The organism is Cohnella fermenti (assembly GCF_004801405.1).
Classification (GTDB): domain Bacteria; phylum Bacillota; class Bacilli; order Paenibacillales; family Paenibacillaceae; genus Cohnella; species Cohnella fermenti.
The window spans coordinates 37,874-64,862 of the sequence record NZ_SSOB01000036.1 but is presented as its reverse complement, the minus strand read 5'-3'; the positions used below and the strand labels follow the sequence as shown (position 1 = coordinate 64,862).

16 protein-coding genes are annotated in these 26,989 nt (G+C 63.1%); 12 read left to right on the top strand and 4 right to left on the bottom strand.

Features of this window, described 5'->3' with window-relative positions; translation table 11 throughout:
* Window positions 1-7 precede the first annotated feature (7 nt).
* The 5 genes from E6C55_RS23595 to E6C55_RS23575 all read left to right on the top strand — a co-directional run bounded on the left by E6C55_RS23595 (window position 8) and on the right by E6C55_RS23575 (window position 8,859).
* Window positions 8-1,885 (top strand): cache domain-containing sensor histidine kinase, encoded by a 1,878-nt coding sequence (locus E6C55_RS23595; protein WP_330999656.1) that lies wholly within the window; start codon window positions 8-10, stop codon window positions 1,883-1,885.
* Window positions 1,857-3,473, top strand: a complete 1,617-nt coding sequence (locus E6C55_RS23590; protein WP_136372284.1) for a response regulator transcription factor — start codon at window positions 1,857-1,859, stop codon at window positions 3,471-3,473. Before E6C55_RS23595 ends, E6C55_RS23590 begins: the two co-directional genes overlap by 29 nt.
* A gap of 160 nt (window positions 3,474-3,633) precedes the next feature.
* The gene (locus tag E6C55_RS23585; RefSeq protein WP_136372283.1) at window positions 3,634-5,514 is read left to right on the top strand and encodes a heparinase II/III domain-containing protein; all 1,881 of its coding nucleotides are present in this window, start codon (window positions 3,634-3,636) and stop codon (window positions 5,512-5,514) included.
* Between the two features lie 54 nt (window positions 5,515-5,568).
* A complete protein-coding gene (locus E6C55_RS23580; protein ID WP_136372302.1) occupies window positions 5,569-6,714 on the top strand; it encodes a glycoside hydrolase family 88 protein in 1,146 nt (381 codons plus the stop codon).
* A 282-nt stretch (window positions 6,715-6,996) separates the two neighbouring features.
* On the top strand, window positions 6,997-8,859 hold the full coding sequence (locus E6C55_RS23575; RefSeq protein ID WP_136372282.1) for a DUF2264 domain-containing protein: 1,863 nt from the start codon (window positions 6,997-6,999) through the stop codon (window positions 8,857-8,859).
* 61 nt (window positions 8,860-8,920) lie between these two features.
* Here E6C55_RS23575 and E6C55_RS23570 read toward each other — a convergent pair whose 3' ends face one another.
* Complete coding sequence (locus E6C55_RS23570; protein ID WP_136372281.1) at window positions 8,921-9,877, bottom strand: D-2-hydroxyacid dehydrogenase; 957 nt, start codon at window positions 9,875-9,877, stop codon at window positions 8,921-8,923.
* A gap of 158 nt (window positions 9,878-10,035) precedes the next feature.
* Here E6C55_RS23570 and E6C55_RS23565 point away from each other — a divergent pair, with 158 nt between their 5' ends.
* From E6C55_RS23565 to E6C55_RS23555, 3 genes are all read left to right on the top strand, one after another.
* Window positions 10,036-11,358 carry an alpha/beta hydrolase gene (locus E6C55_RS23565; protein ID WP_168735842.1) on the top strand — a complete coding sequence of 441 codons (1,323 nt, stop codon included), beginning with the start codon at window positions 10,036-10,038 and terminating at the stop codon, window positions 11,356-11,358.
* Between the two features lie 291 nt (window positions 11,359-11,649).
* Entirely contained in the window at window positions 11,650-14,232 is a 2,583-nt protein-coding gene (gene hrpB, locus E6C55_RS23560; protein ID WP_136372279.1) for an ATP-dependent helicase HrpB, read from the top strand.
* 101 nt (window positions 14,233-14,333) lie between these two features.
* Window positions 14,334-14,999, top strand: a complete 666-nt coding sequence (locus E6C55_RS23555; protein ID WP_136372278.1) for a tetratricopeptide repeat protein — start codon at window positions 14,334-14,336, stop codon at window positions 14,997-14,999.
* Between the two features lie 58 nt (window positions 15,000-15,057).
* On the opposite strand, the gene E6C55_RS23550 is transcribed toward E6C55_RS23555, so the two are convergent.
* Window positions 15,058-15,363: a hypothetical protein gene (locus tag E6C55_RS23550; protein WP_136372277.1), complete on the bottom strand. Its 306-nt coding sequence runs from the start codon at window positions 15,361-15,363 to the stop codon at window positions 15,058-15,060.
* A 258-nt stretch (window positions 15,364-15,621) separates the two neighbouring features.
* Between E6C55_RS23550 and E6C55_RS23545 the strand changes: the two genes are divergently transcribed.
* Window positions 15,622-16,746, top strand: a complete 1,125-nt coding sequence (locus E6C55_RS23545) for an RluA family pseudouridine synthase (protein WP_230986823.1) — start codon at window positions 15,622-15,624, stop codon at window positions 16,744-16,746.
* 97 nt (window positions 16,747-16,843) lie between these two features.
* On the opposite strand, the gene E6C55_RS23540 is transcribed toward E6C55_RS23545, so the two are convergent.
* On the bottom strand, window positions 16,844-17,224 hold the full coding sequence (locus E6C55_RS23540) for a PilZ domain-containing protein (RefSeq protein ID WP_168735841.1): 381 nt from the start codon (window positions 17,222-17,224) through the stop codon (window positions 16,844-16,846).
* A gap of 626 nt (window positions 17,225-17,850) precedes the next feature.
* Here E6C55_RS23540 and E6C55_RS23535 point away from each other — a divergent pair.
* The 3 genes from E6C55_RS23535 to E6C55_RS23525 all read left to right on the top strand — a co-directional run bounded on the left by E6C55_RS23535 (window position 17,851) and on the right by E6C55_RS23525 (window position 24,256).
* Window positions 17,851-18,447, top strand: coding sequence for a TetR/AcrR family transcriptional regulator (locus E6C55_RS23535; RefSeq protein WP_407923762.1), 597 nt, complete (start codon window positions 17,851-17,853; stop codon window positions 18,445-18,447).
* Window positions 18,448-18,540: 93 nt separating this feature from the next.
* Window positions 18,541-20,685 (top strand): YhgE/Pip family protein, encoded by a 2,145-nt coding sequence (locus E6C55_RS23530; protein ID WP_168735840.1) that lies wholly within the window; start codon window positions 18,541-18,543, stop codon window positions 20,683-20,685.
* A 214-nt stretch (window positions 20,686-20,899) separates the two neighbouring features.
* Window positions 20,900-24,256 carry an Ig-like domain-containing protein gene (locus E6C55_RS23525; protein ID WP_136372274.1) on the top strand — a complete coding sequence of 1,119 codons (3,357 nt, stop codon included), beginning with the start codon at window positions 20,900-20,902 and terminating at the stop codon, window positions 24,254-24,256.
* Window positions 24,257-25,256: 1,000 nt separating this feature from the next.
* Here E6C55_RS23525 and E6C55_RS23520 read toward each other — a convergent pair.
* Complete coding sequence (locus tag E6C55_RS23520) at window positions 25,257-26,609, bottom strand: stalk domain-containing protein (protein WP_230986827.1); 1,353 nt, start codon at window positions 26,607-26,609, stop codon at window positions 25,257-25,259.
* Window positions 26,610-26,989 lie beyond the last annotated feature (380 nt).

Below are 26,989 nucleotides of genomic sequence, written 5' to 3'. Positions count from 1 at the left end.
ATTCGGCTTGCTGCATCGCATCCGGGAGTGGTTGTCGTTCCGCTCAGTCCGCAGTCGGCTGATGATGGCTTCCGTCGTCTGCATTCTCGTTCCCGCGTTCCTGACTCTGTTGACCTACAACTTCCTGACGCAGGAAGCGGTGAAGAAGCAGGCGGTGTCCAACGCTCAGGATTCGATGCAGCTCGTGAACGGCTCGGTGACGAATCTTCTGAAGAACATGCTGAATATCGCCAATTACATTCAGGTCAGCTCGGACCTGAACGCCTACTTCAAGCAAGCTCCGGCCGAAGGGGAGCCCGGCTGGAACAGCTACGAGGAGTTTACGGAGGCGAGTCGCGTGCGCGATCAGCTCGACACGCTGACCAGTCTCGGCCCGAGGACGTTCGTGACCATCCTGCTGACGAACGGCCGCTCGTTCACCAATTATTCCGTGGACGACTACAACCCGAAGAAGCTGCTTGAAGAGCCTTGGCTTCCGGAGCTCAAGAAGCTTCGCGGCTTCCAGTCGTACTGGACCGGAGCGGAGCCGACAAGCTTCGCGCTCGAGAGGATGGACCATCCTTATCAGATCTCGGTCGCCCGGACGCTGCGGCTGGAGAACTCCGACATCTACGGCTATATCGTCGTGGCGATGATGGAGGACCAGATCAGCGGCATCTTCGGCAAGCTGAACTCGGGCCGGGAGCTGGAGATGATCGACGGCGAGGGGCGGGTCGTATCCAGCACCGACCGGGAGCGGATCGGGCGGCTGTCCGGCTACCGCGCTCCCGACGGCGCGGAGCAGGCGTGGTCGATCGACCGGATCGACGGGAAGAAGCAGCTCGTCGCCCGGCAATCGATCGCCTTCACGGACTGGGAGCTTGTCTCGGTGCAGCCGTACCGGGAGGCTATCGTCGACATCAGCTCGATTTTTAACCGAGTGTTCCTGCTGCAGATCGTCTCGTTCGTCGCCTTCCTCGCGCTCCTGCTCGCGCTGCTCCGGGCGTTCACGAAGCCGCTCGTCCGGCTCGGCAAGGCGACGAGCGCGGTGCAGAGAGGCAATCTCGACGTGCGTTCCGGCATTCGCGGGCGGGACGAGATCGGCCGTCTGGGCTTCCTGTTCGACCAGATGATGGACCGGGTGAAGGAGATGATCGCGGAGGTGTCCGCGACCCAGGCGCGCAAGCGGGTGGCGGAGCTGAAGATGCTGCAGGCGCAGATCAACCCCCACTTCCTGTTTAATGTGCTCAATTCCATCCGGATGAAGGTGCTGATGCGGGGCGATCCCGACAGCGCGAAGATGATCAGCTCGCTGTCGAAGCTGCTGCGGATGACGATCAGCAAGGAGAAGGACGAGATCTTCCTGCATGAGGAGCTCGATCTCGTGGCGAGCTACGTGGAGCTGATGAATCTGCGGCAGAAGGAGGAGGTGGCGCTCCGGCTCGACGTTCCGCTGGAGGCGTTCCTGATCAAGGTGCCGAGGTTCTTCCTGCAGCCGATCGTCGAGAACGCCCTTATTCACGGCCTTAAGCAGAGAGCCGGGGAGATCGCGATCCGCGCCTCGCTGGAGGCGGGCGCTCCGGGGCAAGCGGACCGCCCGGGAGGCGCGGGCCGCCTGGAGCTGATCGTCTCCGACGACGGCTCCGGCATGGAGGAGGAGACGCGGCTGGCGATTCTCGAACGGCTCGATGCGGCTGCAGCGCGACAGCCCGCGAAGGAGGGCGGCGAAGCGGGAAGCTTCTCCGGCATCGGCCTGGACAACGTCGCCGAACGGATGCGGATGGTGTTCGGGGACGGCTTCCGGATCGGCATCCGCAGCGCTCCCGGAGAAGGGACGGTCATTACGCTTGCGATTCCGTTGAAGGAGGAGAATTCCGATGTACAAAGTGATGCTGGCGGACGATGATTACCCCGTACTTGAGCTCCTCTCGAAGGCGATCGATTGGCCGGGGCTCGGCCTGCGGGTGACGGGGCTGCACGAGAACGGGCGCAGCGCCTGGGAGCAGGCGCAGGAGGACATGCCGGACATTCTTATTACCGACATCGGCATGCCGGAGCTGGACGGCCTGGAGCTGATCGCGCGGATGAAGGAGCGGAATCCGTCGCTGCGAATCGTGATTCTGAGCTGCCACGACGAGTTCCAATACGCCCGACAGGCGATGCGGATGAACGTGCAGGAGTATTACCTGAAGGATGCGCTCGATCCGGCGGACCTCGAGAAGCAGCTTGCCCTGTTCCGGGCCAGCCTCGACGAGGAGAAGCAGACGAATTGGGAGCAGACGCGGCTGAGGCTGCTGGAGACGGAGACGAAGGGGCTGCGCAAGGAGAAGGCGCTGAAGGACTTCGTCGAGCAGCCGCTGCTGTCCCCGGAGCAGTGGCGGCGGGAGGCGCGAAGCATCGGCCTGCTGCTCGAGGGAGAGGCGTGCCTGCCCGTCATCGGCTGCCTGGAGGGCTACCGGCAGGCGAAGCCCCGCTTCACGTCGGAGCAGACGCTGCGGTTCGCAATCGGCAATGTGCTCGACGAGGTGCTCGAAGGGATGGAGCCGAGGGTGCAGCATGTCGGCTACGGCGTCCGGCGCTCGTTTATTTTGTTCTCCTACAGGCCGAGCCTGAAGACGAACATCTACGAGCAGGCGGCCGGAGTGCTGAACAAGGTGCAGACGACGCTGCTCCAGGTGCTGAAGCTGCGCATGTCGTTTATCGTCGGCACGGGCTGCCGGACGCCGGAGGCGCTGAAGCAGGAGCTCGGCGAGCTCGCCCATCGCGAGGACCAGCGCTTCTATCTGCTGGAGGGGGAAGTCGCGAAGCGGAAGGAGCCGCCGGGGGCGGCGGACGAGGATCTGTTCGAGCGCTATGAGGAGGCGAGCCGGCAGTTGCGCGACATTCTGGCCGGCAAGGAGCCGAAGGCGGCGAACGAGGCGGTCGACGGCTGGATTCGCTACATCCGGCAGAAGGAGTATCCGCGGGAGACGGTGAAGGACTGGGTGCTGAAGCTGCTGCTCGACCTGAAGCTGAAGCTGCATTCCCTGCAGCCGGCGCTTCACACGATCCGTTCCAGCTACACGGCCGATACGCTGCACAAGGAGATCGTCGACATCGATTCGCTTGTCGACCTGCGCAATTGGCTCGTCGGCCATCTGGAAGGAATCCTCGAGACGAGAGGAGCGGGAGCCGCCTCAAGCCGACGCTCGGAGGTGGCGGAGGCGTGCCGGTTCGTCAGCTTGAACCTCGGCCGCCGGATCGGGCTCGACGAGGTGGCGGAGCAGTTGCACCTGAACGCCAGCTACTTCAGCCGGCTGTTCAAGAAGGAGGTCGGCATCACGTTCATCGAATACGTGACCCGGATGAAGATGGAGCGGGCGAAGGAGCTGCTCGACCAGACGTCCCGCACCGTCGGGGAGATCTGCGAGATGCTCGGCTACGACAACCAGAGCTACTTCATCAAGACGTTCAAGGGACACGCGGGCGTCACGCCGGCGGAGTACCGGGGGTAGGGGAGCTTGCGGAGCACAAAATAACCGGAAAAAGTGGAAAAAATCCTGGTGTGACTCGTCCGCGAAGTTCTATACAATCGTAGATGGCGGGCTTGGGCAGCGGGCAGGAGCGAAGCTTGCCGCCTAATGATCAAGAGTCCGAAAAGGAGAGAACCCGAGGATGAGAGAGGCAGAGACGACAACGGAGCAGCAAGAGAACCCGACAGGGCTGCTGGCGAAGCATGTGCCGCAAGGCGAGGAACTGCGCCGGGCGATCGCCGGGGCGAGCGTGTCCGGGCTTGCCCTCTACGGCATTCCGGAGGAGGAGCGGGAGACCTATTGGCGGCAGCTTGCCGCTTCTCCCGATTATGCGGAGATGATCGACGAGGTTCGGGCCGAGTACGAGCGGCTGAAGGATGAGCCTTCCCCGGCGCTGCCGTATTCGCTCTTCATGATATTCCGGACGAAGGGAACGCGGCGCGAATACGAGAGCGCCTACTTCGAGCGGAGACGGCGGTTGAACACGTTCGCGCTGCTCGCCTTGTTCGAGCCGGAGCGGCAGGAATACGCGGAGAAGCTCGCGGACGAGATCTGGACGATCTGCGAGGAGGCGACATGGAGCGTGCCTGCCCATGCGCCCGAGACGAATGTGCGCGAGCATGTCGATCTGTTCGCGGCGGAGACGGGCTTTACGCTCAGCGAGCTGGCGGTGCTGTTCGGGGACCGGCTGCCTCCGATGATTCGGGACCGGATTCGCACGGAGCTGGAAGGGCGCATCTTCCGCCCGTACCTGGAGGGGCCGGGCTTCCATTGGGAGACGTACACGCACAACTGGTCGGCCGTCTGCGCGGGTTCGATCGCCGGCGCCGCCATCCTGACGATGGCCGGGGACGACGAGCGTCTGCCGATCGTCATCGAGAAGGCGATCGGGAGTGCGGAATGCTACCTGTCGGGCTTCGGAGAGGACGGAGCCTGCCTGGAAGGAATCAATTACTGGATCTACGGCTTCGGTTACTATTGTTACTTCGCCGATCTGCTGCACCGCAAGACGGGAGGCCGGGCCGATCTGTTCGGACCGGAGAAGGTGCACCGGATCGCATTGTTCCCGCAGAAGAGCTATCTGGCGGGGGACGCGAGCGTGAACTTCTCCGACTCGTCTCCCCGCAAGAAGGCGCCTCTGGGGCTGATGCATTATCTCGCGGGGCGGTATCCGGACGCGGAGCGCCCGCCGGCCGAGCTGCGCGCGGCGTACACGGAGGATCATTGCAGCCGCTGGGCGCCTGTCCTGCGCGGCTTCCTCTGGGCCGAGCCCCGGCGGAGCGGCTCGGACTGGGCGGCGGCCGACTATTGCCTGGAGGACGCCGGCTGGCTTGTGTCCCGGCAGCGCACGGACGCCGGGACGTTCGGCTTCGCCGCGAAGGGGGGGCATAACGACGAGCCCCACAACCATAACGACATCGGACAGTTTATCCTGCTCGCCGGGCGGGAGACGTTCGTCTCCGACCTCGGCAGCGGGGAATATACGTCCGATTACTTCGGCGCCGGCCGTTACGAGTACGACTGCAACGGCTCGCAGGGCCATGCGGTCCCGATCGTGAACGGGGCCGGGCAGCTTGCCGGGCGCGAGAGCGCCGCACGTGTGCTCGAGGCCGTCTGCGGCGAGGAGGAGGCGCGATTCGCGATCGAGATGAGCGCCGCCTATCGGCAGGAGGCGCTGACCTCGCTCGTCCGGAGCTTCGTCTGGCGGAAGGCGGAGCTTCCGTCGCTCACCTTGACGGACGAGTACGCGTTCTCCGCGGCGCCGGAGAGCGCGGCGGAGCGGATCGTAACGCGGATCGCCCCCGAGCTTGCGGGCGGCAGCGTGCTGCTGCGCGGCGAGGAAGGCTTCGCGCTGCGCATCTCGTACGATCCGAGCGAGCTTGCCGTCAGCTCGGAGAAGCGAACCTATCGCGCCCACCTGGGCCGCGAGGAGACGTGGTACGCGCTCGACTTCGCGAAGCGGAGCTGCGGCGACCGTTTCCGGATCGAGCTGCAATTCGACTTCGAGCGGATCGGGAGCTAAACAGACGGGGACGGAAGCACCGAGATTGGAGAAGACGGAGGGGACGAAGTGGACATCGAACGGAGCAGGGAGACGGCAAGCTGGGTCGAGGAGGCGTGGCGGGCGGCGGCCGACAAGGCGGCCCGCATCGGCGAGCGAATCGGCACCGGGTTCCCGCACGCCAGCGTGAACGGCGTCTATACGCTGGAAGCGCCGCATTGGTGGACGGCGGGCTTCTGGCCGGGCATGCTGTGGCAATTGTACGAAGGCACGGGCAACGAGCGCTTCCGCACGCTTGCGGAGGGCTGCGAGGAACGGCTGGACGAGGTGCTCCACCGCTACGAGAAGCTCGATCACGACCTGGGCTTCATGTGGACGCTGACAAGCGTCGCCTCCTTCCGGCTGACGGGCAGCGAGGAGTCCCGCCGCCGCGCGCTGCAGGCGGCGAATTACCTTGCGGGCCGCTTCAACCTGAAGGGCCGCTACATCCGGGCCTGGAACCCGTGGTCGCAGGGCGAGGACAACTCCGGCATCGCGATCATCGATTGCTGCATGAACATGCCGTTGCTGTATTGGGCGTCGCAGACAAGCGGCGATCCGAGGTATCGCCATATCGCTATGGCCCATATGGACACGGTGCTGGACCGCTTCGTCCGGCCCGACGGCTCCGTCTATCATATCGTCCGCTTCGATTCGGAGACCGGCGAGAAGGTCGAGGCGCTCGGCGGACAGGGCTATGCGCCGGAATCGGCCTGGTCGCGCGGAACCGCATGGGCGATCTACGGCCTCGCGCTGTCCTATCATCATACGGGCGAGCGCCGGTTCCTGGATGCGGCGGTGCGCGTCGCCCGCTTCTTCCTCGCGCAACTGCCGGACGACAGCGTGCCGCATTGGGACTTCCGCCTGCCGGAGGGAGTGACGAAGTATCGCGACTCCTCGGCGGGCGCATGTGCTGCCAGCGGTCTGCTGCTGCTCGCGGAGCAGACCGGCGGGGACGAGGCGGAGAGCTTCCGGAAGGCGGCGGAGACGATGCTCGAATCGCTGTACCGCAGCTACGGCGACTGGGACAATCCCGGACAGGAAGGACTCCTCCTCCACGGGACGAGCCACTACCCGGAAGGGAAGAACGTCGATGTGCCGCTCATCTACGGGGACTTTTTCTTCGTCGAGGGGCTTGCCCGGCTTCGGGGGACGAAGACGATTTTCTGGACAGCCCAATAATACCGCCGTCGATGACGCCGGGGCCCGGTGCCGGGAGTTTATGTGAAAATCCACATTGGCGAGGCTCGATAACGGGCAGTTTGGACGATTATATGCGAAAAATCGCATTCGTGAAGCAAATTCCGGCTCGGAATGCCGGATGTATGCGATAAATCGCATAAAACACCGCGATTGCCTTCCATCCAGGCCGATGAATGTGAAAAATCATATAAAATCGCGGAAGTCGCCGGACGGGGAGAACAACCGCGGGAAGCAACAGTTGCCAGGGAGAGTGGTAGGAACATGGAGAGCGCCGATCATCCGAATTCAAGGAACCCGATACGAACCAATCCGCTCCGGACGAGGGACGACCTCCGGCTTGCGTTCGACCAGTTGAGCCTGCCGCTGCAGCCGTTCTATTCCGAAGGGGCGGCGCGAATCGAGCTGGGGGACACCGGCACGAGCTATTCGCCGAGCGTCGCCGGGATGGAAGGATTCTCCCGCGTGCTGTGGGGGATGGTTCCGCTTCTGGCTGGGGGAGGGGATTCCGAGCTGTGGGCGACCTGCCTGCGCGGCATCGTCAGCGGCACGAATCCGGAGCACGAGGAATATTGGGGCGATATTCGCGATTACGATCAGCGGCTTGTCGAGATGGCGTCGTTCGGCTTCGCGCTGGCGACAATTCCCGAGAAGATCTGGGAGCCGTTGTCCGACGAGGAGCGGGAACGGCTCTATCGCTGGCTGAACCAGATCAATGGGCATCCGGTGTGGGATTGCAACTGGCTGTTTTTCCGGGTGCTTGTGAACATCGGCTTCCGGCGGATCGGCCGTCCGTACGACAAGGAACAGTTGGTTCGCAACCTGAACCGCATCGACGAATTTTACGCGGGGGAAGGCTGGTTCACGGACGGGATCGGCGGTCATGCCGACTATTACGGCCCGTTCGCGATCCACTACTACGGGCTGCTGTATGCGAAGCTGATGAGGGAGGAGGACCCGGAGCGGGCGGCCCGGTTCCGGGAACGGTCGGCGCTGTTCGCCCGCTCCTTCATTCATTGGTTCGCGGACGACGGCTCCGCGCTTCCCTACGGGCGAAGCATGGCGTACCGATTCGCCCAGGCTGCCTTCTGGAGCGCTTACGCCTACGCGGACGCCGGAGCGGATTCGGGCGCGAACGCCATCCCGGCCGGCGTCGTGAAGGGGATCGTGCTGCGGCATCTCCGCTGGTGGTTCCGGCAGCCGATCTTCGATGCCGCCGGCGTGCTGACGATCGGCTACCGCTACCCGAGCCTCGTCATCGCCGAGCAGTACAACTCGCCGGGTTCCCCCTACTGGGCGCTGAAAACCTTCCTGCCGCTCGCGCTTGCGAAGGACCATCCGTTCTGGAGCGCGGAGGAGCTTCCGCTGCCGGACCTGGACGCCTTGTCCGTCCAGAAGCCGGCCGACCTCGTGCTTGTCCGGCGGAAGGAGACGGACCACGTCGCCGCCTTCAACGCGGGCCACGCCGGCACGAACGAGCACGCGCACACCTCGGCCAAGTACGAGAAGTTCGCGTACTCGACCGCCTTCGGGTTCAGCGTCCCGAAGGCGGAGTGGGGCGTGGCGCAGGGCGCGTTCGACTCGACGCTCGCCCTGAGCGAACGGGATAACCTGTTCCGCGTCCGCCGCTGCAACGAAGAGACCCGGATCGACGGGCGGCTGCTCTATTCCCGGTGGAAGCCGTGGGCCGACGTGGAGGTGCGCACCTGGATCGTCGCGGGCTTGCCGCGCCATCTGCGCATTCACCGGATCGACAGCGCGCGCCCGCTCGACGTGGCGGAGGGCGGCTTCGCACTGGGGCTGCAGGACGACACGCTTGCGCTCGCGGAAGGCGCGAAGGCGGTCGCCTCGGGGGCGCTCGGCACGAGCGCCATCGTCTCGCACGCCGGGTTCGAGCGGGCGGAAGCCGTTCACGCGCAGCCGAACACGAACGTGCTGCATCCGCGAACGGTCATCCCGACGCTGCGCGGCAGCCTCGAGCCGGGTGTTCATTGGCTCGTCTCGGAGGTGTACGGGGAGCCGGGAGGGCGGCAGGACCCGGGGAGCCCGGCTTTCGTTGCGACGATCGGCGAGGACCGGATCGACATCGCCGAACACGGGGGAGCGCGACTCACTGTGCTCTTCTGATCTAACCGTTAAAGAAGCGACCCGAGGCGTTGCCGCCCGCAGGTCGCTTCTTCTTGTCCGCTTAGTATCGCTGCCCGTAATCGACGAGATTTCTCGCAGGGTGTCCTCTGTCCAGGTAAGCTTTTAAATTTTCCACGAAGAGGTCCTTCATCCGCTCCTTGTACTTGTCCGTCATTCCTCCGATGTGCGGGGTGATGATGACATTGTCGAGCGACCAGAGGGGATGCCCTGCCGGAAGGGGCTCGGGATCGAAGACGTCCAAGCCGGCGCCGCCGATCGTGCCCTTCTGCAGAGCTGCGGTCAGCGCGTCGGTGTCGACGGAAGGGCCTCGGCCGAGGTTAAGGAACAGAGCGTCGTTCTTCATGAGCTCGAACACGCGCGAGTCGAATAGCCGGAACGTCTCGTCCGTGCCCGGCAGAATGTTGACGACGACATCGCTCTCCCCGAGCACTTCATCCAGCTTGTCCAGCGTAACGACGCGGTTGAAGGAGGGAGCTTCCTTCCCGCTGCGCCGAACGCCGATCGTGCTCATCCCGAACGCTTGCGCCAATCTGGCAATCTCGCTCCCGATCTGCCCCGCGCCGATCACGGCCATCGTCTTGCCGCCGAGCTCCGTGTAATTCGCCGAGCGATCCCACTTGCCGGCAACCTGGTTGCGGATCGCGTGATGAACGCTCCGGGTGAACGCGAGCAGCATCGCGAACGCCGTCTCCGCCATCTGGGTCGGATGCACGCCGCTTGCCGTCGTCACCGCAACCCCGCGTTCCTCCAATCGGTCCAGTGGCAGATTGTCCACCCCGGCGGAGCCCGCCTGCACCCACTTCAGCTTCGCGCCCGCTTCCAGTCCGCCGTGCTCGGCGACGACCGGATGCCAGCCGCATACAATCTCCGCATCCCGGAACGTCTCCGGGGCAATCTCCTGAGGCTTGCCGAACACGACGTCCCACCCCGGCGCGGCGTCCCGTATGCTTCTCTCCTGCTCCTCCGTAAACCCGAACATGCTGATGATTCGTCGCATGGGAACATCCTCCTTAGCCAATATGCTTCTTATTGTATAGGGTACAGGGCAGCTTGCTCAACCTCTGAGCTTAATCTTGGTGCGTTCGGGATTGTATGGAGCCGCCAGCTTCAGGCAATCGTAACGGGACAACCATCGATCGAAGGGAAGATCCGCCGTTGAGAAGAACACACCTGCCGTTGGCCGCATGGCTGCAATTGTCGCTTGTATTGGTGTTGGTTGTGCCGCTTCTTCCGTTGTTCGCAAGGGGAATAGAACCGACGGCCGCCGCCGCTTCTTCGCCGTCGTCCCCGCGGGTGGAGGAGCCGGAGGCGGCATTCGTTCGGGACGGGAACCTGTGGCGGGCAGACGGAAGCAAGGAGAAGCTTCTGGCACGGGGACCGAACGCTCGCAATCCGAGGTGGTCGGCAGACGGCCGCTGGATCGCGTTCGCGAAGGGCGAACCCGGAGGCGAAGAGCTATGGCTGATCGGCAAAGAAGGGGGAGAAGAGAAGCGAATATCCGCGAGCGGAGGAAGCAACTTTCAGTGGTCCCCTGCCGGGAGCCGGCTTGCCTACCAGGAGGAGACCCGGCTGCGCTGGCTGACGGTCGCCGCGGACTCGGTCCAGGTGGCGGGCTCGAACACAGCGGGCGCGATCGACGGAGTCGGCAATTACGGCTGGCTGCCCGACGGGAGCGGCTTCATCGTCTCCTCCGTCCCGGCGCACCTGGAGGACGAGTGGGCTCCCATCCGCATCTCGACCGTAACGCTGGCCCATCCCGACCGGCTTCGCCCGCTGTACGCGATCCCCTCCGCCACGGGCAGCGACTTCGCCGTCGGCACAGGCCGCTTCAAGTGGTCCTCCGACGGCCGCTGGGTCGCCTTCCAGGCGGTGCCGACCGCGTCCATGTCGGCCGACTCCAATTCGCTCTGCGTGCTGTCGGCGGACGGCGGGACATTCCGGCGCGTCGGCCGCATGGTCCGCAACGAGGCCTGGTTCGGCTGGGCGCCGGGCCACGCTGCGCTTGCATTCATTGCGGGAGAGGGGCGGGAGTCGACATCGAACAAGCGGCTGACGATTGTCCATGTCCCTTCGTTCCAGTCTTCCGTCTACACGCCGGACGGCTACGCGGACCGCGACTTCTCCTGGGAGGGCGACGACCGAATCGTCGTCTCCAGGTCGGTCGAGTCGGAATGGACGGCAGACCCGGCGAAGCGTCCGTTCCCGTTCCTCGCCCGGGTCGGTCTGCGCGACCGGCGTCAGAGCGTCTTGACGCCGCGGGCCTCGTCCTACGGCGATTACGATCCTGTCGCCATACCCGCCATACCCGCCATGCCGTCCGGCCGTCTCGCCTGGGTTCGCTCCGACCGCAAGTCGGACAGCCGCGTGCTGCTGGGCAATGGTGACGCCCGGCGTTCCTCCGTCTGGATTCCGAAGCTGGACATGGCCCCGGCGTTCTACGAGCAGTTCTATTGGAGCTCCGTGCTGGACATCCGCTAAGATGGATACCCCCCACCCGTATGTTTCGCCGCGGTGCCTCATTATCGCCGTTATCCTTTTTCGCAAAGGGTGCCTTATCCCCTCTAATCAGAATCCTAATTATTGGAAATTTATGAGAGGGCCTGAACAGCAGGGATAAGGCACCCTTGCTGGAATAGTAGAGAGTACATACGACGAATTTCCATATACTGGTTGGTTGCTCCGACATCCCCGAGAAGAGGAGGCTTGCCCGATCCCCCGAACTTGTAATAAGGTGAATAGCAGTAGCAGGGGGAGCAAGGGGGAGACGCAATGACGGCACGAATGCCGGTCGAGCAGGCGATTCCGGAACTGAAGGAAGCGCTGGAGAAGCACGGAAGCGCGGTGCTGGTGGCGGAGCCCGGAGCGGGCAAGACGACCCGGGTGCCGATTGCGCTGCTGGAGGAGCCTTGGCTCGCCGGGAGCAAGATCATCATGCTGGAACCGAGGAAGCTCGCGGCTCGCAACGCCGCCCGATATATGGCCTCCACCTTGGGAGAGAAGGTCGGGGAGACGGTCGGCTACCGCGTCCGGATGGATACGAGGGTCGGCCCGCGGACAAGAATCGAGGTTGTGACGGAGGGCGTGCTGACGAGAATGCTTCAGAGCGACCCGTCGCTTGAAGAGGCCGGCCTCGTCATCTTCGACGAGTATCATGAACGCAGCCTGCAGGCGGATCTCGGGCTTGCGCTGGCGCTGCAATGCCGGGCGCTGTTCCGGGAGGAGCTGCGGATTGCGGTCATGTCGGCGACGCTGGAGGCGGAGCCGGTGGCGAGTCTGCTGGGCGGGGCGCCGGTCGTGCGGAGCGAAGGCCGGATGTATCCCGTGGAGACGAGGTACGCACCGGAGAAAACCCAAGGGGCCACCGAGGCGGAGACGACCGCCTTCGTTCTCAGGGCGCTGTCGGAGCAGTCGGCGGGCGACGTGCTTGTTTTCCTGCCGGGGGCGGGGGAGATTCGGCGCGTCGAGGCAAGGCTGCGCCCGGCGCTGGCCGGCAAAGCGGTGGACGTGGCGCCGCTTCACGGGAGCCTGCCGCAGGAGGCGCAGGACCGGGCGCTTGCGCCGAGCGCGCCGGGGAGGCGCAAGGTGGTGCTCAGCACCGCGGTGGCGGAATCGAGCCTGACGGTGGAAGGGGTGACGATCGTCGTCGACGCCGGTCTCATGCGGGTTCCCCGGTTCTCGCCGAGAACCGGCATGGCGCGGCTCGAGACGATTCCGGTGTCGCTGGCTTCGGCCGATCAGAGAAGGGGGCGCGCAGGACGGCTCGCTCCGGGAGTCTGTTATCGGCTGTGGACGGAGGAGGAGAACCGGTACCTGGCGCCGGCCGGAACGCCGGAGATTGTCGCCGCGGACCTGGCGAGTCTGGCGCTTGATCTCGCCGTCTGGGGAGTGGAGAACCCGCAAGAGCTGGCTTGGCTCGATCCGCCGCCGGCGGCGGCCTATCAGCAGGCGAGGGAGCTGCTGACGGAGCTCGGCGCGCTGACGGAGAAGGGCGGCCTGTCTCCGCACGGGGAGCGCATGGCGCGCCTTGGCGTGCATCCGAGACTGGCGCACATGCTGCTCCGCTCGGTTCCGCTTGGCTTGGCGGAAGAAGCGGGCCGGCTTGCGGCGCTGCTCGGGGAGCGCGACCTGCTTCGCGGCGAGCAGCGGCGCGACGTCGATATTGCGCTGCGGCTCAAGGCGCTTCGCCATGGAGGCGCGCACGTCGACGAGCGCGTGCGCGAGCGGCTGCTTGCCGAAGCGGCGGAGCTTGCTCGCTCGGCGGTCGCTTGCGGCGAAGCGGGGGCGGGCGGCGGCAAGGAGGCTGCGGGGACTGCGGGAACGGCGAGGGCTGTGAGGGCTGCGGGAACTGCGGGGACTGAGGGGACTGCGGGGGCTGCGTCGGAGGAGGGCGGTGCCGCGGGCATTCTGCTCGGCTTCGCGTACCCGGACCGCATCGGCCGCCGCCGGGGGCCCGGCCGCTACACGCTCAGCATCGGCCGCGGAGCCGAGCTGCCCGCGGGGCAACTCCTCGCCCAAGCGGAATACGTGGTCGTCGCGGAGCTCGACGACCAAGGGCAGGAGGGGCGCGCGCAGCTTGCCGCGTCCCTGGAAGCGGCGGATCTGGAGCGGCACTTCGCCTCCTTGATCCGCCGGGAAGAGACCGTGCGCTGGGACGCCGAGGCCCAGGCCGTCCGGGCGCGGGAGAGCCGCCTGCTCGGCGCGATCGTGCTCTCCGAGCGCCCTCTGGCGAAGCCGTCCGCCGAGAAGGTCGCGGAGGCGCTCCTTCAGGGGCTTCGCCAGGAGGGGCTCGCCATGCTCCCGTGGAGCCGCTCCGCCCGTCAGCTTCAGGAGCGCGGCATCTTCCTCGCGGGGGCGGATTCCGCTTGGCCGGACTGGTCCGACGCCGCGCTGCTGGATACGCTTGAGGATTGGCTCGCTCCGTACCTGGGAGGCATGAAGAGCAGGGCCGACCTGCAGCGGGTCAACGTGGCGCAGGCGCTGGAGTCGTCGCTGAGCTGGGAGCAGCGTTCGCGGCTCGACCGGGAAGCGCCGACGCATATCGCGGTGCCGAGCGGCTCCCGCATCGCGGTCGATTATTCGGACCCGAAGGCGCCGTTCATCGCGGTTCGCCTGCAGGAGATGTTCGGCCTGCCGGACACGCCGCGCATCGCGGGTGGCCGGGTTCCGCTGACGGTGCACCTGCTGTCCCCGGCGCAGCGGCCCGTTCAGGTGACGAGGGACCTGGCGAGCTTCTGGTCGAACGCCTACTTCGAGGTCCGCAAGGATCTCAAAGGCCGTTATCCGAAGCATTACTGGCCCGACGATCCGCTGGAGGCGACCGCAACCCGCCGGGTCAGGCCGCCGGGTTCCTGACGGAAGGGGATAAGGGGGGCGCTGCGCCGCCGCCAATGTGGTATCATGGGATCAGCAACGTCTCAGGGGATTTCTTCCAAGGGTGGGAAGGAGGAGGAGAAGTGAAGCTGTTCGTCCTATTCGGGCTGCTCTGGTGGCTGCTGGGCAACCCGATTCTGGCCATTATCGTTATTCTGGTTATTCTCTACTTCCTGGAGCGCAGATTTATCGGCCTGTCGCCGAGCCTGCTGAGGCCCTTCCGGAGAAGGAGCGCGATCGCGAAGCAGCGGCGGCAGATCCAACTGAATCCGCACGACGTGTCGGCGAAGTCGGAGCTTGCGAGGCTGTACCTCGAGGGCAAAAGGTACCGGGACGCAAGGGACATCCTGCTCGGAATCGAGTCGCAGATGGAGCATTCGGCCGAGTATTGGAGCGATCTCGGGCTCAGCGAGCTGGGGGCCGGCCGTCTGCAGGAGGGGGAGCGGGCGCTGCTCAAGGCGCTGGACATCAGTCCGCGCGTGAAGTACGGCATTCCGTACCTGAGGCTGGGAGAGGCGTATGCCGAATCGAATCCGCAGAAGGCGGCCGACTATCTCGGGGAGTTCAGGTCGATTCATTCGTCGTCCTGCGAAGCCTACTACCGGCTCGGGCTCGTCTGCGAGAGAATGGGCAGGAAGGAAGAGGCGAAGGAAGCGTTCCGCGAGTGCCGGACGATTTACCGCACGCTGCCCAAGTATATGAGGCGCAAGGAGCGAAGCTGGATGCTGCGCAGTCGGCTGAAGGGGTAAGATGACCGCAATAGAAAAGGGAGCCTGCCGCGGGCTCCCTTCTGTATGGTAAGAAGAATCAGTCCAGAGCCGCTTCGGCTTGCGCATCGGCTTCATCCGATTGCTCGTCCGCCGCGCTGGCTGCCGGTTCTTCCGCTTGGTCCTCCAGAGCCGCTTCCGCCGCCTCTTCGGAGCTCGCTTCCGCGCTCTCTTCGGCAACGGCTTCCGCTTCTTCGGCTTGCGCTTCCGCAACCGGCTCGTCGGCTGCCTCTTCTGCCGCTTCGACCGCTTCCGCTTGGTCTACGGCTTCCTCTACCGCTTCGGACTCGGATTGTGCATCCGCTTCCAGAACTTCTTGAGCAACTACTTCTTCGTTCGTGTCCATCGTCCATCCTCCTGTCATTTTATATAGAAGGAATCTCCCTCTGTCATCAAATTACCATGTTCTCCGAGAAGTGGATACGGTGTTAATTTGCGGATAAATGCAAGATTTCATCGAAAAACTCATTTGTAAACAAATCGTAATATGGAAGGCGACATCCGACAGCGCGAAGGCCCGGCGAACGACAAGACACGCCATTTGACAACGTCGACGCGATCCCTTATATTGTGGGGCGAAGCTGGAGAACGGAGAGGATCGGCAATGAGAGGAAGCGGACGCGAAGGAAGCAATCGGGGGAAAATGTCCGGAGGAGCAAGAAGCGGCAGAAGCGGAGGGAGCGGCGGACAACGGGGTAGTCGGAAGGACGGCGGCGATCGGAGAGACGTCCCTTCGAGAAGAGACGGCCAGCGGCCCGGCGATGCTCGCAAAACGGACACTCGCAAAACGGATGCTCGCAAGACGGCGCCCCGGACGATGAGCGACCGCGAGCTTGTCCGCTCATACGCGGAGCCGCCGAAGCTCGGCCGCCGGAAGGGCGAATGGATCGATATCCGCTTGCCGGAAGCGCTCGCCGGGGCTGCGCCGCAGAAGCTGCTGCAGATGACGCCGATCGCGCCGAAGCTGGCGAACAAGCTGATCCAGGCCAAGGGAGTGCTCGCGCAAGGAACGACGCTGCGGCTGAAGCTGTTCCCTGCGGAGGCGATTGATTTTCCGCCGGATTGGATGGAGCTTAATGTGCTGTACGAGGACGACTTCACGCTCGTCGTGAACAAGCCGTCCGGCATCGAGGTGCACCCGAGCGAGCACGGGCAGCGCCGCACGCTGGCTCATGCGGTGGCGTCCTACTACGAGATGACGAACCAGCAGGTTCGCATTCGCCACATTCACCGCATCGACAAGGAGACGACGGGGCCGGTTCTGTACGCGAAGAACGAGTTCGCCCATTACGAATACGACAAGGCGATGAGGGAGAAGAGCATCGAGAGGGTGTACCTGGCGCTGGCGGAGGGAGTGCTGGAGAAGGATCGCGGCACGATCAACAAGCCGATCGGCCAGGACCGCCATCATTCCACGAAGCGAAGGGTGAGCGAGACGGGCGATCCGGCCGTGACCCACTACGAGGTCGTGGAACGGTTCGTGGATCATACGCTCGTGCGGCTCCGCCTGGAGACGGGACGAACGCATCAGATCCGCGTTCATCTGTCCGCGATCGGCCATCCGCTCGCCGGCGACGGCATGTACGGCGGCAAGCGGGGGCTTATCGCGCGGCAGGCGCTGCACGGGGAGCGGCTGATCTGGCGCCACCCGTGGACGGGCGAGAGCCTGTCGGCCCGGGCGCCGCTCCCGGACGACTTCGCGGAGGCGCTCGGCAAGCTGCGAGGCTAGCGGGCGGGCCGGCGGGACCGCCGGAGCGCATAAGGAAGAGGGGCAGTCTCCAAGTCGACGACCTGGAGGCTGCCCCTTCTCTTCGCGATACTATCGTTTAACTCTCTTGGCCGGCGAGCTCCTCTCGGTGTTTTTTCGCATAGTGCTTGAGCTCATCGGTGATCTCCTTCTGGTGGTCCTCTTCGAACTGGATGCCGTAATGGGAGGTGTGAGCCTTCTGGTCCTGCCAGAGGATCGAGCCTCGGATGGCCAGCGGACCGATCAGATCGAAGCTGAGAACGACCTTGCACTCGTTCTGGTTGACCCGGAAGTTAAGCGGAGTGTCCAGCTTGCAGCCGTTGGGGCTGAGGTCGAGAAGCCGAGCTTGCCCCTGCTTGCTGTCCAGCCTGGCGTTGTTCACCTCGTACAGTTGGATCAGGCAGGGCAGGGGGGGCTGGAACTCATAGCGGAACGGTTCGTGTCTTCTCGAGATGCTCATGGACGGATACCTCCAAACTCTATCTATAAATAAATCTCCAATATAAAGTTTCCCGTTCCCGCCGGTCTGCCAAGGGGCCGACATCCCTCGCCTCGCTGAAGGATGAAGCCGGCGATGGAGCTGGCGATGGACTGACAATGGAGCTGGCGATGAAGCCGGTGCAGCCTCCGGTGCCGCGGCGGGGCGCAATTATATGCGAAAAATCACATTGGCGGGGCCCGATAACGACGAGTTGGACGATTGTATGCGAAAAATCACATTCATGGCGGAAAATCCGGTGCGCGGTGCTGGATGTATGCTAAAAATCGCATAAAACGCCGCGATTCGCCCAAATCCGCGCCAACGAATGTGAAAATTCATATAAAACCGCCAAAGTCATCGGACCAGGGAGGGAAGCATCGCTTGGGCGATTTTCCCGGACGGTTTTTCTTAGCCTAGTATAATGGTTTATTCTGAACAATCTCTGAAATTAACATAAAAATAACAATAAAATTTGCCCGGACAATAGAGGGACGCGAACGGAAGGAAAGGGTTGCGCTCGGGACGGCGATGTGCTAATCTAGGGTTCGAGAACGAATTGACCATTTTGTTATTTTGGTCAGTTTGGAATTTAGCCGGTTAGCGGGGTGGAGATCATCGCGGAGAAGAAGCAGCCGGATCGTCGCCGGCAGGTAGTGGATGCCGCGGCGCGTTCGTTCGAGACGTTCGGCTATAAGGGAACGACGATGGATCAGGTGGCCAAGCTCGCGCAGGTGGGCAAGGGAACGATCTACACATTCTACGCCAACAAGGAAGAGCTGTTCGAGGAGATTATGACCGGCCTGATCCGGGAGCTTAAGCAGGTCGCTGACGAGACGCTGGATGCGAAGCTGCCGTTCGCCGACAATCTGATGAATGTGCTCCATAGGGTGTCCGATTACCGGGCTCGCCATGCGCTGGCGGTGAAGCTGTCGCAGGAGGTGCGCGATATCGGAACGCCGATGGCCAAGGACGGCCTCGAGAAGGTGGAGAAGGCGATCATCGGGTATGTCGCCCTTCACGTGAAGGCGGCGTCGGACAAGGGGGAGATTCGCTCCTGCTCGCCGGAGCTGACCGCCTACATGATGCTGAAGATGTATCTGGCGTTGACGGCGGATGGGAATCATCTGCACGAGGCGCTGAGCAAGGAACAGATTCTGGAGAGCTTCCGCTTCTATTGTTTTGAAGGGTTGGCTAATCGCTGAGCCTTTTTTTTTGAAGTGAATTGACCGAATGGGGAAAATGGTCACTTCGTACTAAGCAGGTGCTGAGAGAGCCGCGAGAAAGGGATGTTCGGAATGAACAATGTGCTGGGGAACAAAAGAAAAAGCGCCGCGAGGGAATCCGGGGTCGTACGCGGCGAGCTGAGGAGGCTGCGCGGAAGCCGGATGGCGATGCTGTCCATCGTCGGGCTGATCGTCATTCCGCTGCTGTACAGCGGGATGCTGATCGGGGCGTTCTGGGACCCGTACGGCCGCCTCGGCGATATGCCGGTCGCGGTGGTGAACGAGGACCAGGGCGCGGAGATGGACGGCAAGGCGCTGCACGTCGGCGACGACCTGGTCCGCGAGCTGCAGGAGAACGACGACTTCGACTGGCAGGTTGCGGACCGGGATCAGGCGATGCAAGGGCTGGAGGATCACAAGTATTCGCTTGTGTTCGTCATTCCGGACAACTTCTCGGAGAAGACGACGACGCTCGCGGACGAGAGCCCGGAAGCTGCGCAGCTTAGCTACTATGTCGACGACGGCTACAACTACTTGACGTCGACGATCGGGGCGAAGGCGGCGGAGAGCCTGAAGGAGAAGGTGTCCGCCGAGGTGACGAAGGCCTACGCCGAGACGGTGTTCGCCGCGATCGGCAATGCGGCTTCCGGCTTCGGCGACGCGGCGGACGGCGCGGAGAAGCTCGCCGACGGGGCGAAGGCGGCCGAAGACGGCGCGCAGCAGCTTCGCGACAATCTGGCGAAGCTGACCGGCGGAGCCGAGAGCCTGGAGCAGGGCGTGGCGAAGCTTGCGTCCGGCTCGGAACAGCTTGCGTCCGGCGCTGGCGCCGCCGCGAAGGGCAGCGAGTCGCTCGCCGGCGGGCTCGGCGCGCTCGTCTCCGGAGCCGGCGAGCTGCAAGCCGGAGCGGAGCAGGCGGCGACTGCGGCGGCAAGCGTCGCGGGCGGCGCGGAGAAGCTCGCCGCAAGCGGCAAGGAGCTGGCGAGCGGAGCCGCGAGCGCGGTGCAGGGCAGCGAGCAGGTCGCCAGCGGGGCCGGCGACCTGGCCGCCGGCCTGAAGCAGTACGCGGCGGCGCACGCCGAGCTGGCGGACGATCCGGCGCTGCAGCGGCTGCTCGCCGCGGCGGAGGCGGTGGCGAGCGGGGCGGGGCAAGCGCGCGACGGCGTCGCGGCGGTTGCGTCGGGCGCGCAGGAGCTGAGCGCCGGTCAGGCGAGCTTGGCGGCGGGAGCGGAGCAGCTTGCTGGCGGCGCCGATTCGCTGGCGTCGGGGGCGGGAACGCTCGGCGGGAAGCTCGCGGAAGCCAAGGCGGGGGCGGATTCGCTGTCTGCGGGAATGCAGCAGGTGCTGTCCGGCGCCGAATCGCTTCGCAGCGGGTTGAAGCAGGCCGGAAGCGGCTTGCTTACGGTAAGCGAAGGCTCGTCCTCGCTGTCCGCAGGCTCCGAGAAGCTGACGGAGGGCATCTCGCAGCTCGCAGGCGGCTCGACGGAGCTGGCCGGCAAGCTGGGCGAGGCGTCGCAGGAGGCTTCGTCGCTCGGCGGGAACGACCGGCAGGCCGCGATGTTCGCGGAGCCCGTCTCGCTCGCGGAGAGCAAGCTGGCCGACATTCCGAACTACGGCACGGGCATGGCGCCGTACTTCCTGTCGCTCGGCCTGTACGTCGGCGTGCTGATGTCGACGGTCATCCTGCCGCTGAGGGATGCGGCGGGCAAGGTGCGCAGCGGCTGGAGATGGTATCTCTCCAAGCTTGTCCTGTTCGTGCCGGTCGTCCTGCTGCAGGCGGCGCTCGTCGATGCGGTGCTGATCTGGGGCATCGGCCTTGAGGTGCCCAGCGTGCCGCTCTTCTACGCGATCAGCGCCGCGATCGGCCTCACGTTCATGACGATCGTGCAGTTCTTCGTCACGCTGGCGGATACGGTCGGCCGCTTCCTCGCGGTCGTCCTGCTGACGCTGCAGCTTGCCTCAAGCGAAGGCACTTATCCGGCCGTCATGCTGCCGGATTGGCTGCAGGCGATCGGCGACTGGATGCCGATGACGCATGCGATCAAGGCGCTTCGCCTGGCGCTGGCCGGGTCCTCCGCGTTGCAGATCGCGCAGCAGCTTCTGCTGCTCGCCGTCTACGCGGCGGTATTCGCCGCCGCAACCTGGCTCCTGTTCAAGGCCAGAAGCGGCCGCGCGGACAAGTACACGATCCGGCCGGTGGAGGCTGCGGCGCAGGCGTAACGGACGGCAACGAAGCGGCCATGAATGCACAGGGCGCGCCAGGCGACGGAAGTCGCTCGGCGCGCTTGTTTGCGCTCAGCGGATATAACCGCCTCAACACTGGGTCTATGGTCCCGAATCTGTTCATAATTCGGTATTTTTCTTCATTTTCCGAGGGGATGAGCCGTTATAAACTGCTAGAGGTAAATTCACCGGAAGAGACCAGGAGGCTTCAATGAAGTTGATGAACAGAGCGAACAAATGGATCGCGCTCATGCTGGCTATCGCCTTGAGTGTCGTATTCTCGTCCTCGGCTTACGGGGCGACGACTGTCACGCTGTCGAAGATCATTCTCTCGACGAACGAGGTCACACTGTCGATCGGCGATTCGTATTCGCTGACGGCGACCGGGCTGTACAGCGACAATTCGACGGAGAATCTGACGGTTTATTCGACCTGGAGCAGCTCGGATTCCACGATTGCTTCTATTTACAACGGAACGATTACGGCCAAGTCGGTCGGTACCGCTACGGTATCGGCCACCTTCGACGGCGTCACGCAGACGGCGCAAGTGACCGTCACAAAGAAGGTCAAGGCGCTTACGAAGGATACGCAGAGCCTGGATCTCCGCAAGGGAGAGACGGCAACGGTCAAGCTGACGGCGACGTACAGCGACAACACGACGGCGAACGTGACGGCGGATGCCGATTGGTCGTCGACCAACGACAACGTTGCGACGGTGGTGAACGGCGTCGTGACGGCGATCGGCGCGGGCACGGCGACGATTACCGCGACGTACGGCAGCAAGACGGTGACCGTCGACACGAAGGTCGAGGTCATCAGCCGGCTTGAAGCAAGCCAGAGCAAGGTGTCCATGCTGCTCGGAGGAACCGCGCCGGCGATCACGCTGACGGCGACCTACTCCGACGGCACGACGGCCGACGTGACGACGAGCGCCGTATGGTCGTCCAGCGACGCGGATGTCGCAGACGTCGTCGCCGGCACGATTCGCGCGTACGGAGCCGGAACGGCGACGCTGACGGCGACGTACGGCACGAAGAGCGCGGCGATCGTCGTGGACGTCGACAAGACGTCGATCCTGAGCGTCAGCGACGACAGCCTGTACCTGTCCGTCAAGGGCACGCAGCAGCTTACGCTGACGGCGACGCTGGCGGCGGGCGGCAGCTCCGACGTGACGAGCAGCGCGACCTGGAAGTCGAGCGATACGTCGATCGCTTCCGTCGACGAAGGCAAGATCACGGCGAACAAGTCCGGCTCCGCCGTCATCACGGCGACGTACAACGGCAAGTCGGTCACGATTGCGGTCGATGTCGACGTGGCGAAGTATCTGGACGTCTCGCCGACGAAGCTGACGCTGTCGTCCGGAGGCAGCTCGACCTTGACGGTCAAGGCGACTTATGCGGACGGCACGACCGCCGACGCGGCAAGCTCGGCGACGTATTCCTCCGACAATGAAGGCGCCGCCTTCGCCCTTAAGGGGAAGGTAACGGCGACGAAGTCCGGCACGGCCGTGATCACGGTGTCGTACGGCGGCAAGACGGCCGACGTTACGGTGTATGTCGACGTGCCGAGCAAGCTGACGACGTCCTCCAGCCAGATTTTCCTGGAGCCGAACGAGCAGGAGCAGGCGGACGCGAATGCAATCTATGCCGACAATTCGGCGGAGAAGATCGTCAGCGGGTCCGCAACCTGGACGACAAGCGATTCTTCCATCGCAACGGTGGAGGCCGGTCTCATTACGGCGGTGGCTGCAGGGACCGCCACGATCACCGCGACCTACAACGGCAAGAGCGTCACGATGACGGTCTACGTCTCGACCGCGAACCGGATCGAGCTCAGCAAGTCCCAGGTATCGCTTCTCCTGAACAAGACGGAGACGATCGCGCTCACCGCTACTTATGCGGACGGCAGCACGAAGGACATTACGGATATTGCGGAATGGAAGTCCAGCAATGAGAGCGTGGCGGACATCCTGAACGGGGTGGTCACCGGCTACAAGGCCGGAACGGCGACGCTGACGGCCACCTACGGCTCGAAGACGGCAACCATCGCCGTGGAGGTCGACGCGACCTCGATTCTGACGGCCAGCAGCACGAACGTGTACTTGAATATCGCGGGAACGAAGAGCATCACGCTGACGGCGACGCTGGCGGCGGGAGGCAGCTCGGACGTGACGAGCCTCGCGACGTGGTCCTCGAGCAACTCGGATGTCGCGTATGTCTCGAATGGCGTCATTACCGGCGCTTCTTCCGGCTCCGCGACCGTTACGGCGACGTACAACGGCAAGTCGGTGAAGATCGCGGTCGACGTCGAAGTCGCCAAGTATCTCGACATCGGCTCCGACGAGCTCGCGATGAGCGCCGGCGACTCGCCGAAGCAACTGACGCTGAAGGCGACCTTCTCGAACGGCAGCGTTGTCGACGTGACGAGCAAGGCAACCTGGAGCTCGAGCAACGAGGATGCGGCTTCGGCGGAAGGCGGCTTGGTCACTCCTTACAAGATGGGCAAGACGACCGTCAGCGCCAGCTACGGCGGCAAGACGGCTACCGTCACGGTGTACGTCGATATGCCTTCCAAGCTGACGACGACGAACAAGACGATTCGCGTCGATGTCGACAAGGACGTAACCGCAGATCTGACGGCGGTGTTCTCGACCGGCGAAGTGGATGTTCGCAAGGATGCCGAATGGACGTCCAAGAACGGAGACATCGCTACGGTCAAGGACGGGGTCATTACGGGCGTGAAGGAAGGTTCGACGACGGTCGTGGCGGAATACGGCGATCTGTCCGTCACCTACACGGTCAAGGTCGGGCTGATGGACGAGCTGACGCCGAGCACCCGCCTGATCACGCTGTCCGTATCCGATTCGGAGCAGATTACGCTGACCGCTGCGGTTGACGAGAACAGCGCTCCTCAGGACGTCACCTCGAAGGCGACCTGGAAGTCGAGCAAAGCATCGGTAGCCGACGTCAAGAAGGGGCTCATCACCGGCTACGCCAAGGGCAAGACGACGATTACGGCCACCTACGGCGGGCAGACGGTGACGATCTCCGTCGAGGTCGACCAGATCTCCCGCATCGAACTGTCGCAAGCCGCGCTGTCGCTGAAGAGCGGGAATTCCTCATCATTGGATGCGGTTATCGTGTTCAGCAACGGCGACACGAAGACGATCACCGACGCTTCGACGGCGGAGTGGAAGTCGAGCAACGTGAAGGTCGCGACGGTGAAGAACGGCAAGGTAACGGCTGTCGCCTACGGCAAGGCGACGATCAGCGTCAAGTACGCGGGCAAGACGGCCAAGCTGACGGTTGATGTCGATACGCTCAAATACTTGGAGACGAACTATGTCAACATCACGATCGCCAAGGGCGCCACGCTTCAGGTGACGGCGACCGCGACGTTCATGGACCAGTCCGAATCGGATGTCTCGAAGCTGGCCACCTGGACCTCGTCCAAGACGTCGGTTGCGACGGCCAAGGACGGCTTGATCAAGACCTATGCGAAGGGCAAGACGACGTTGACGGTCTCCTATGCCGGCAAGAAGTTCAAAGTATACGTCACGGTTGTCTAACATAACAGCCGCACGCGAAGCCCCGAATCGTCAGTCGACGGTTCGGGGCTTCGTTTACGAACTGAACTGAAGCAGGGCAGCGGCGTGCAGAGCAGGGGGCGAGTCAAGCTGGTTGCCGGATTTTATGCGAAAAACCGCATTGGCGCAGCACGATAATGGGCAGAATGGGCGATTCTATGCGAAAAACCTCTATGACAACAAGGACAGTTGTCACCCCCTGCCATGAAAATTTTCTGTATGCGGCCATCGGCAGTGATGAAAAGCCAATTGCGGAGGGGCAGCAGGAGCGGAGTTAGTGGAGAAACCCGTGTAACGGGGCTCCGAAGAGGCGGTGGGAGAGAGAGGTGCGGGAAACCTGTATTTTCGTATTAACCTCTGTGACAACAGGGATCGTTGTCATCCCTGTAATGAAAATTTTCCGTACACAGTCTTCGTGGCTGTAAAAACCTGCTGTGAAGAGGCTGGGTGGGCAGAGTTAGTGGAGTTACTCATCTGCCCCCACCATGCCAGCTCATACGCCCGCACTTGAGTAATGGCGACTCATCTCGGTCCCTCCGCACGCCCATCGCCACTCCATTTGAGTCGTGGTTACTCATCTGCCCCCACCATGCCAGCTCATACGCCCGCACTTGAGTAATGGCAACTCATCTCGGTCCCTCCCACGCCCATCGCCACTCCATTTGAGTCGTGGTTACTCATCTGCCCCCACCATGCCAGCTCATACGCCCGCACTTGAGTAATGGCAACTCATCTCGGTCCCTCCCACGCCCATCGCCGCTCCGAAGGGGCAGTTGGAGAGGGAGATGTGCCATTAGCGGAGGTTAATTTTCGTATTAAATCACATAAAACACGCCAATTATCCGGAGTCCGTGCCGACGAGACGAATTCGAGCCGACGAACGAACGGGAACGAGGCGACGGACGAGCCGACCAATGTGAAAAATGATATAAAGCGCATTGCATCGGGTCGCATCGGATAAACGGGCCGGCGAAAGCCGATATTACGAATTAATGAATGCGGTATTCAATTTGGAGCGGTAGACGACTTGATATTGGAGCCCTGTCGCGATGGCTGCGAGCGGAACGTAGGTCTTCTGCTCGCTTCCTACCTTCTGCAGATAAGCGGCCGTCGTCAGCTCCTTCTGGATGCCGTTGACCGTCATCGTCTTGGAGCCGATCGCGATGACAACCTTGTTCGCTCCCTTGGTGAACGTAGCCGTCTGCGTCTTGCTGTCCCACTGGACCAGCGCGCCGGTCGCGTCGGCGACATCCCTCAGCGCCAGGAAGGTTGTGCTGTTCTTCAGCATCGGCTGATTGGGCGTGGAGAGCGACTTGCCGTTAATATAGATCGCCGGAGCGAGCGCCGTGCCGTTCTTCGTCTTGTCCGCCGCCGGAATCGAAGTGTACGAGTGCCAGAGCGAGTCGGAGAATTGCCGGGCGATGGCGGCGTAGCCGGTCTGGTTCGGATGGACGTCCTTGTCGTAGTAAATATGGGTAAGCGACATCTCCTTGCCTGCGAACAGGGAACGGATGTGGACGATGTCGAGGGGGACGTCTTGCGCGTCGAGCCCCTGCTCCAATTGGTCGAGCAAGCCGGCGAGTTTATCCGTTACCCCGATCAGATCCGCATACAGGTCGGCGTCGTATTGGACGGGCATCGGCAAGTATTGGTCGGTCAGCTTGATGACGGCATTCGGAGCCAGCTCGTGGAGCAGTTCGACCGCTTGCTTCGCCTGAATTGTATAATTATTCAACAATCCGTCGATCTCCGCGTCAAGCTGCGCGATGGCGTCCTTCGGGTCCTCCTCCAGCAGGTTCTTCACGTAGTCGAGGAAGTCGTTGCCGCCGATCGTCAGCGCCACCGCATCGGCTTGCTTCAGCGATTCGTTAAGCTCGGGCGTTCGGGAGCCGACATCGCTTGCGAGCTGAGCGACCCGTTCATCCGGATATTGGCTGAAATCTTGAATTTGCGAGATCGTCAGCTTCTTCTTGTCCTTGGCTCCTTGCAGCAGGTTGATCAAGCCTTCGGTAGTGAGGCCGGCGATGGCATAATTGCTCATCTCGGACCGTCCGTGCAGAAGCGCCTGCTCGTAGAGGCGATCTCCATACCCGTAGATGTCGTTCCAATTCGTGACGTTGGGCTCGTAGCCGACGCTGACGGAGTCGCCGAGAACGACGAGGCGGTAGGTGTCGGAGACGGACGTTGCGGCTTGAGCGGCGGCCAATCGTACGGATTCGGAATTGGTGCCGGCAGTCGGCGCCGGCACGCCTGCGGAGACGGGAGAAGCGGCGAGCGCTCCGGCGATAACGGCGAGCGCTCCGGCGATAACGGCGAGCGACAAGGCGGTTGGCATTCTCAAGGGATACATTCCTCCATTCGGTCTTTGTCGAACATTCATGAACAATGTGGCTTATCACGTTCATAAAAATATTAAATTGCCATTCTTGATGAGGTGGTGTTACAATAAATAACACGATAAAATGAATAAATATAAATATAACGGAATGAAAGGCCGTCAAACGCGGCAATCGTCGAAGTTTCGCGCCGGAAACCTGCCAAGCCGTTATGTTTATTATAGTTGCAACGCCTTGTCGCGCCAACCTCATTGTTCGTATTTGAAGAAATTCGGCAAGCCCTCGGAGTGTAGGACTCCGTTTATCCCATACGTTTTTTTGCACAGCCAAGGCTTGAAGCGCTGACCGCCTCTCTCTCGCCACGACGACGAGAAGGCCG

Coding starts and splice junctions, on each gene's coding strand:
- E6C55_RS23540 (WP_168735841.1), bottom strand. CDS start 17,224: ATGAGCATCTCGAGAAGACACGAACCGTTCCGCTATGAGTTCCAGCCC.
- E6C55_RS23575 (WP_136372282.1), top strand. CDS start 6,997: ATGGAGAGCGCCGATCATCCGAATTCAAGGAACCCGATACGAACCAAT.
- E6C55_RS23530 (WP_168735840.1), top strand. CDS start 18,541: ATGAACAATGTGCTGGGGAACAAAAGAAAAAGCGCCGCGAGGGAATCC.
- E6C55_RS23550 (WP_136372277.1), bottom strand. CDS start 15,363: ATGGACACGAACGAAGAAGTAGTTGCTCAAGAAGTTCTGGAAGCGGAT.
- hrpB (WP_136372279.1), top strand. CDS start 11,650: ATGACGGCACGAATGCCGGTCGAGCAGGCGATTCCGGAACTGAAGGAA.
- E6C55_RS23520 (WP_230986827.1), bottom strand. CDS start 26,609: ATGCCAACCGCCTTGTCGCTCGCCGTTATCGCCGGAGCGCTCGCCGTT.
- E6C55_RS23585 (WP_136372283.1), top strand. CDS start 3,634: ATGAGAGAGGCAGAGACGACAACGGAGCAGCAAGAGAACCCGACAGGG.
- E6C55_RS23590 (WP_136372284.1), top strand. CDS start 1,857: ATGTACAAAGTGATGCTGGCGGACGATGATTACCCCGTACTTGAGCTC.
- E6C55_RS23570 (WP_136372281.1), bottom strand. CDS start 9,877: ATGCGACGAATCATCAGCATGTTCGGGTTTACGGAGGAGCAGGAGAGA.
- E6C55_RS23525 (WP_136372274.1), top strand. CDS start 20,900: ATGAAGTTGATGAACAGAGCGAACAAATGGATCGCGCTCATGCTGGCT.
- E6C55_RS23545 (WP_230986823.1), top strand. CDS start 15,622: ATGAGAGGAAGCGGACGCGAAGGAAGCAATCGGGGGAAAATGTCCGGA.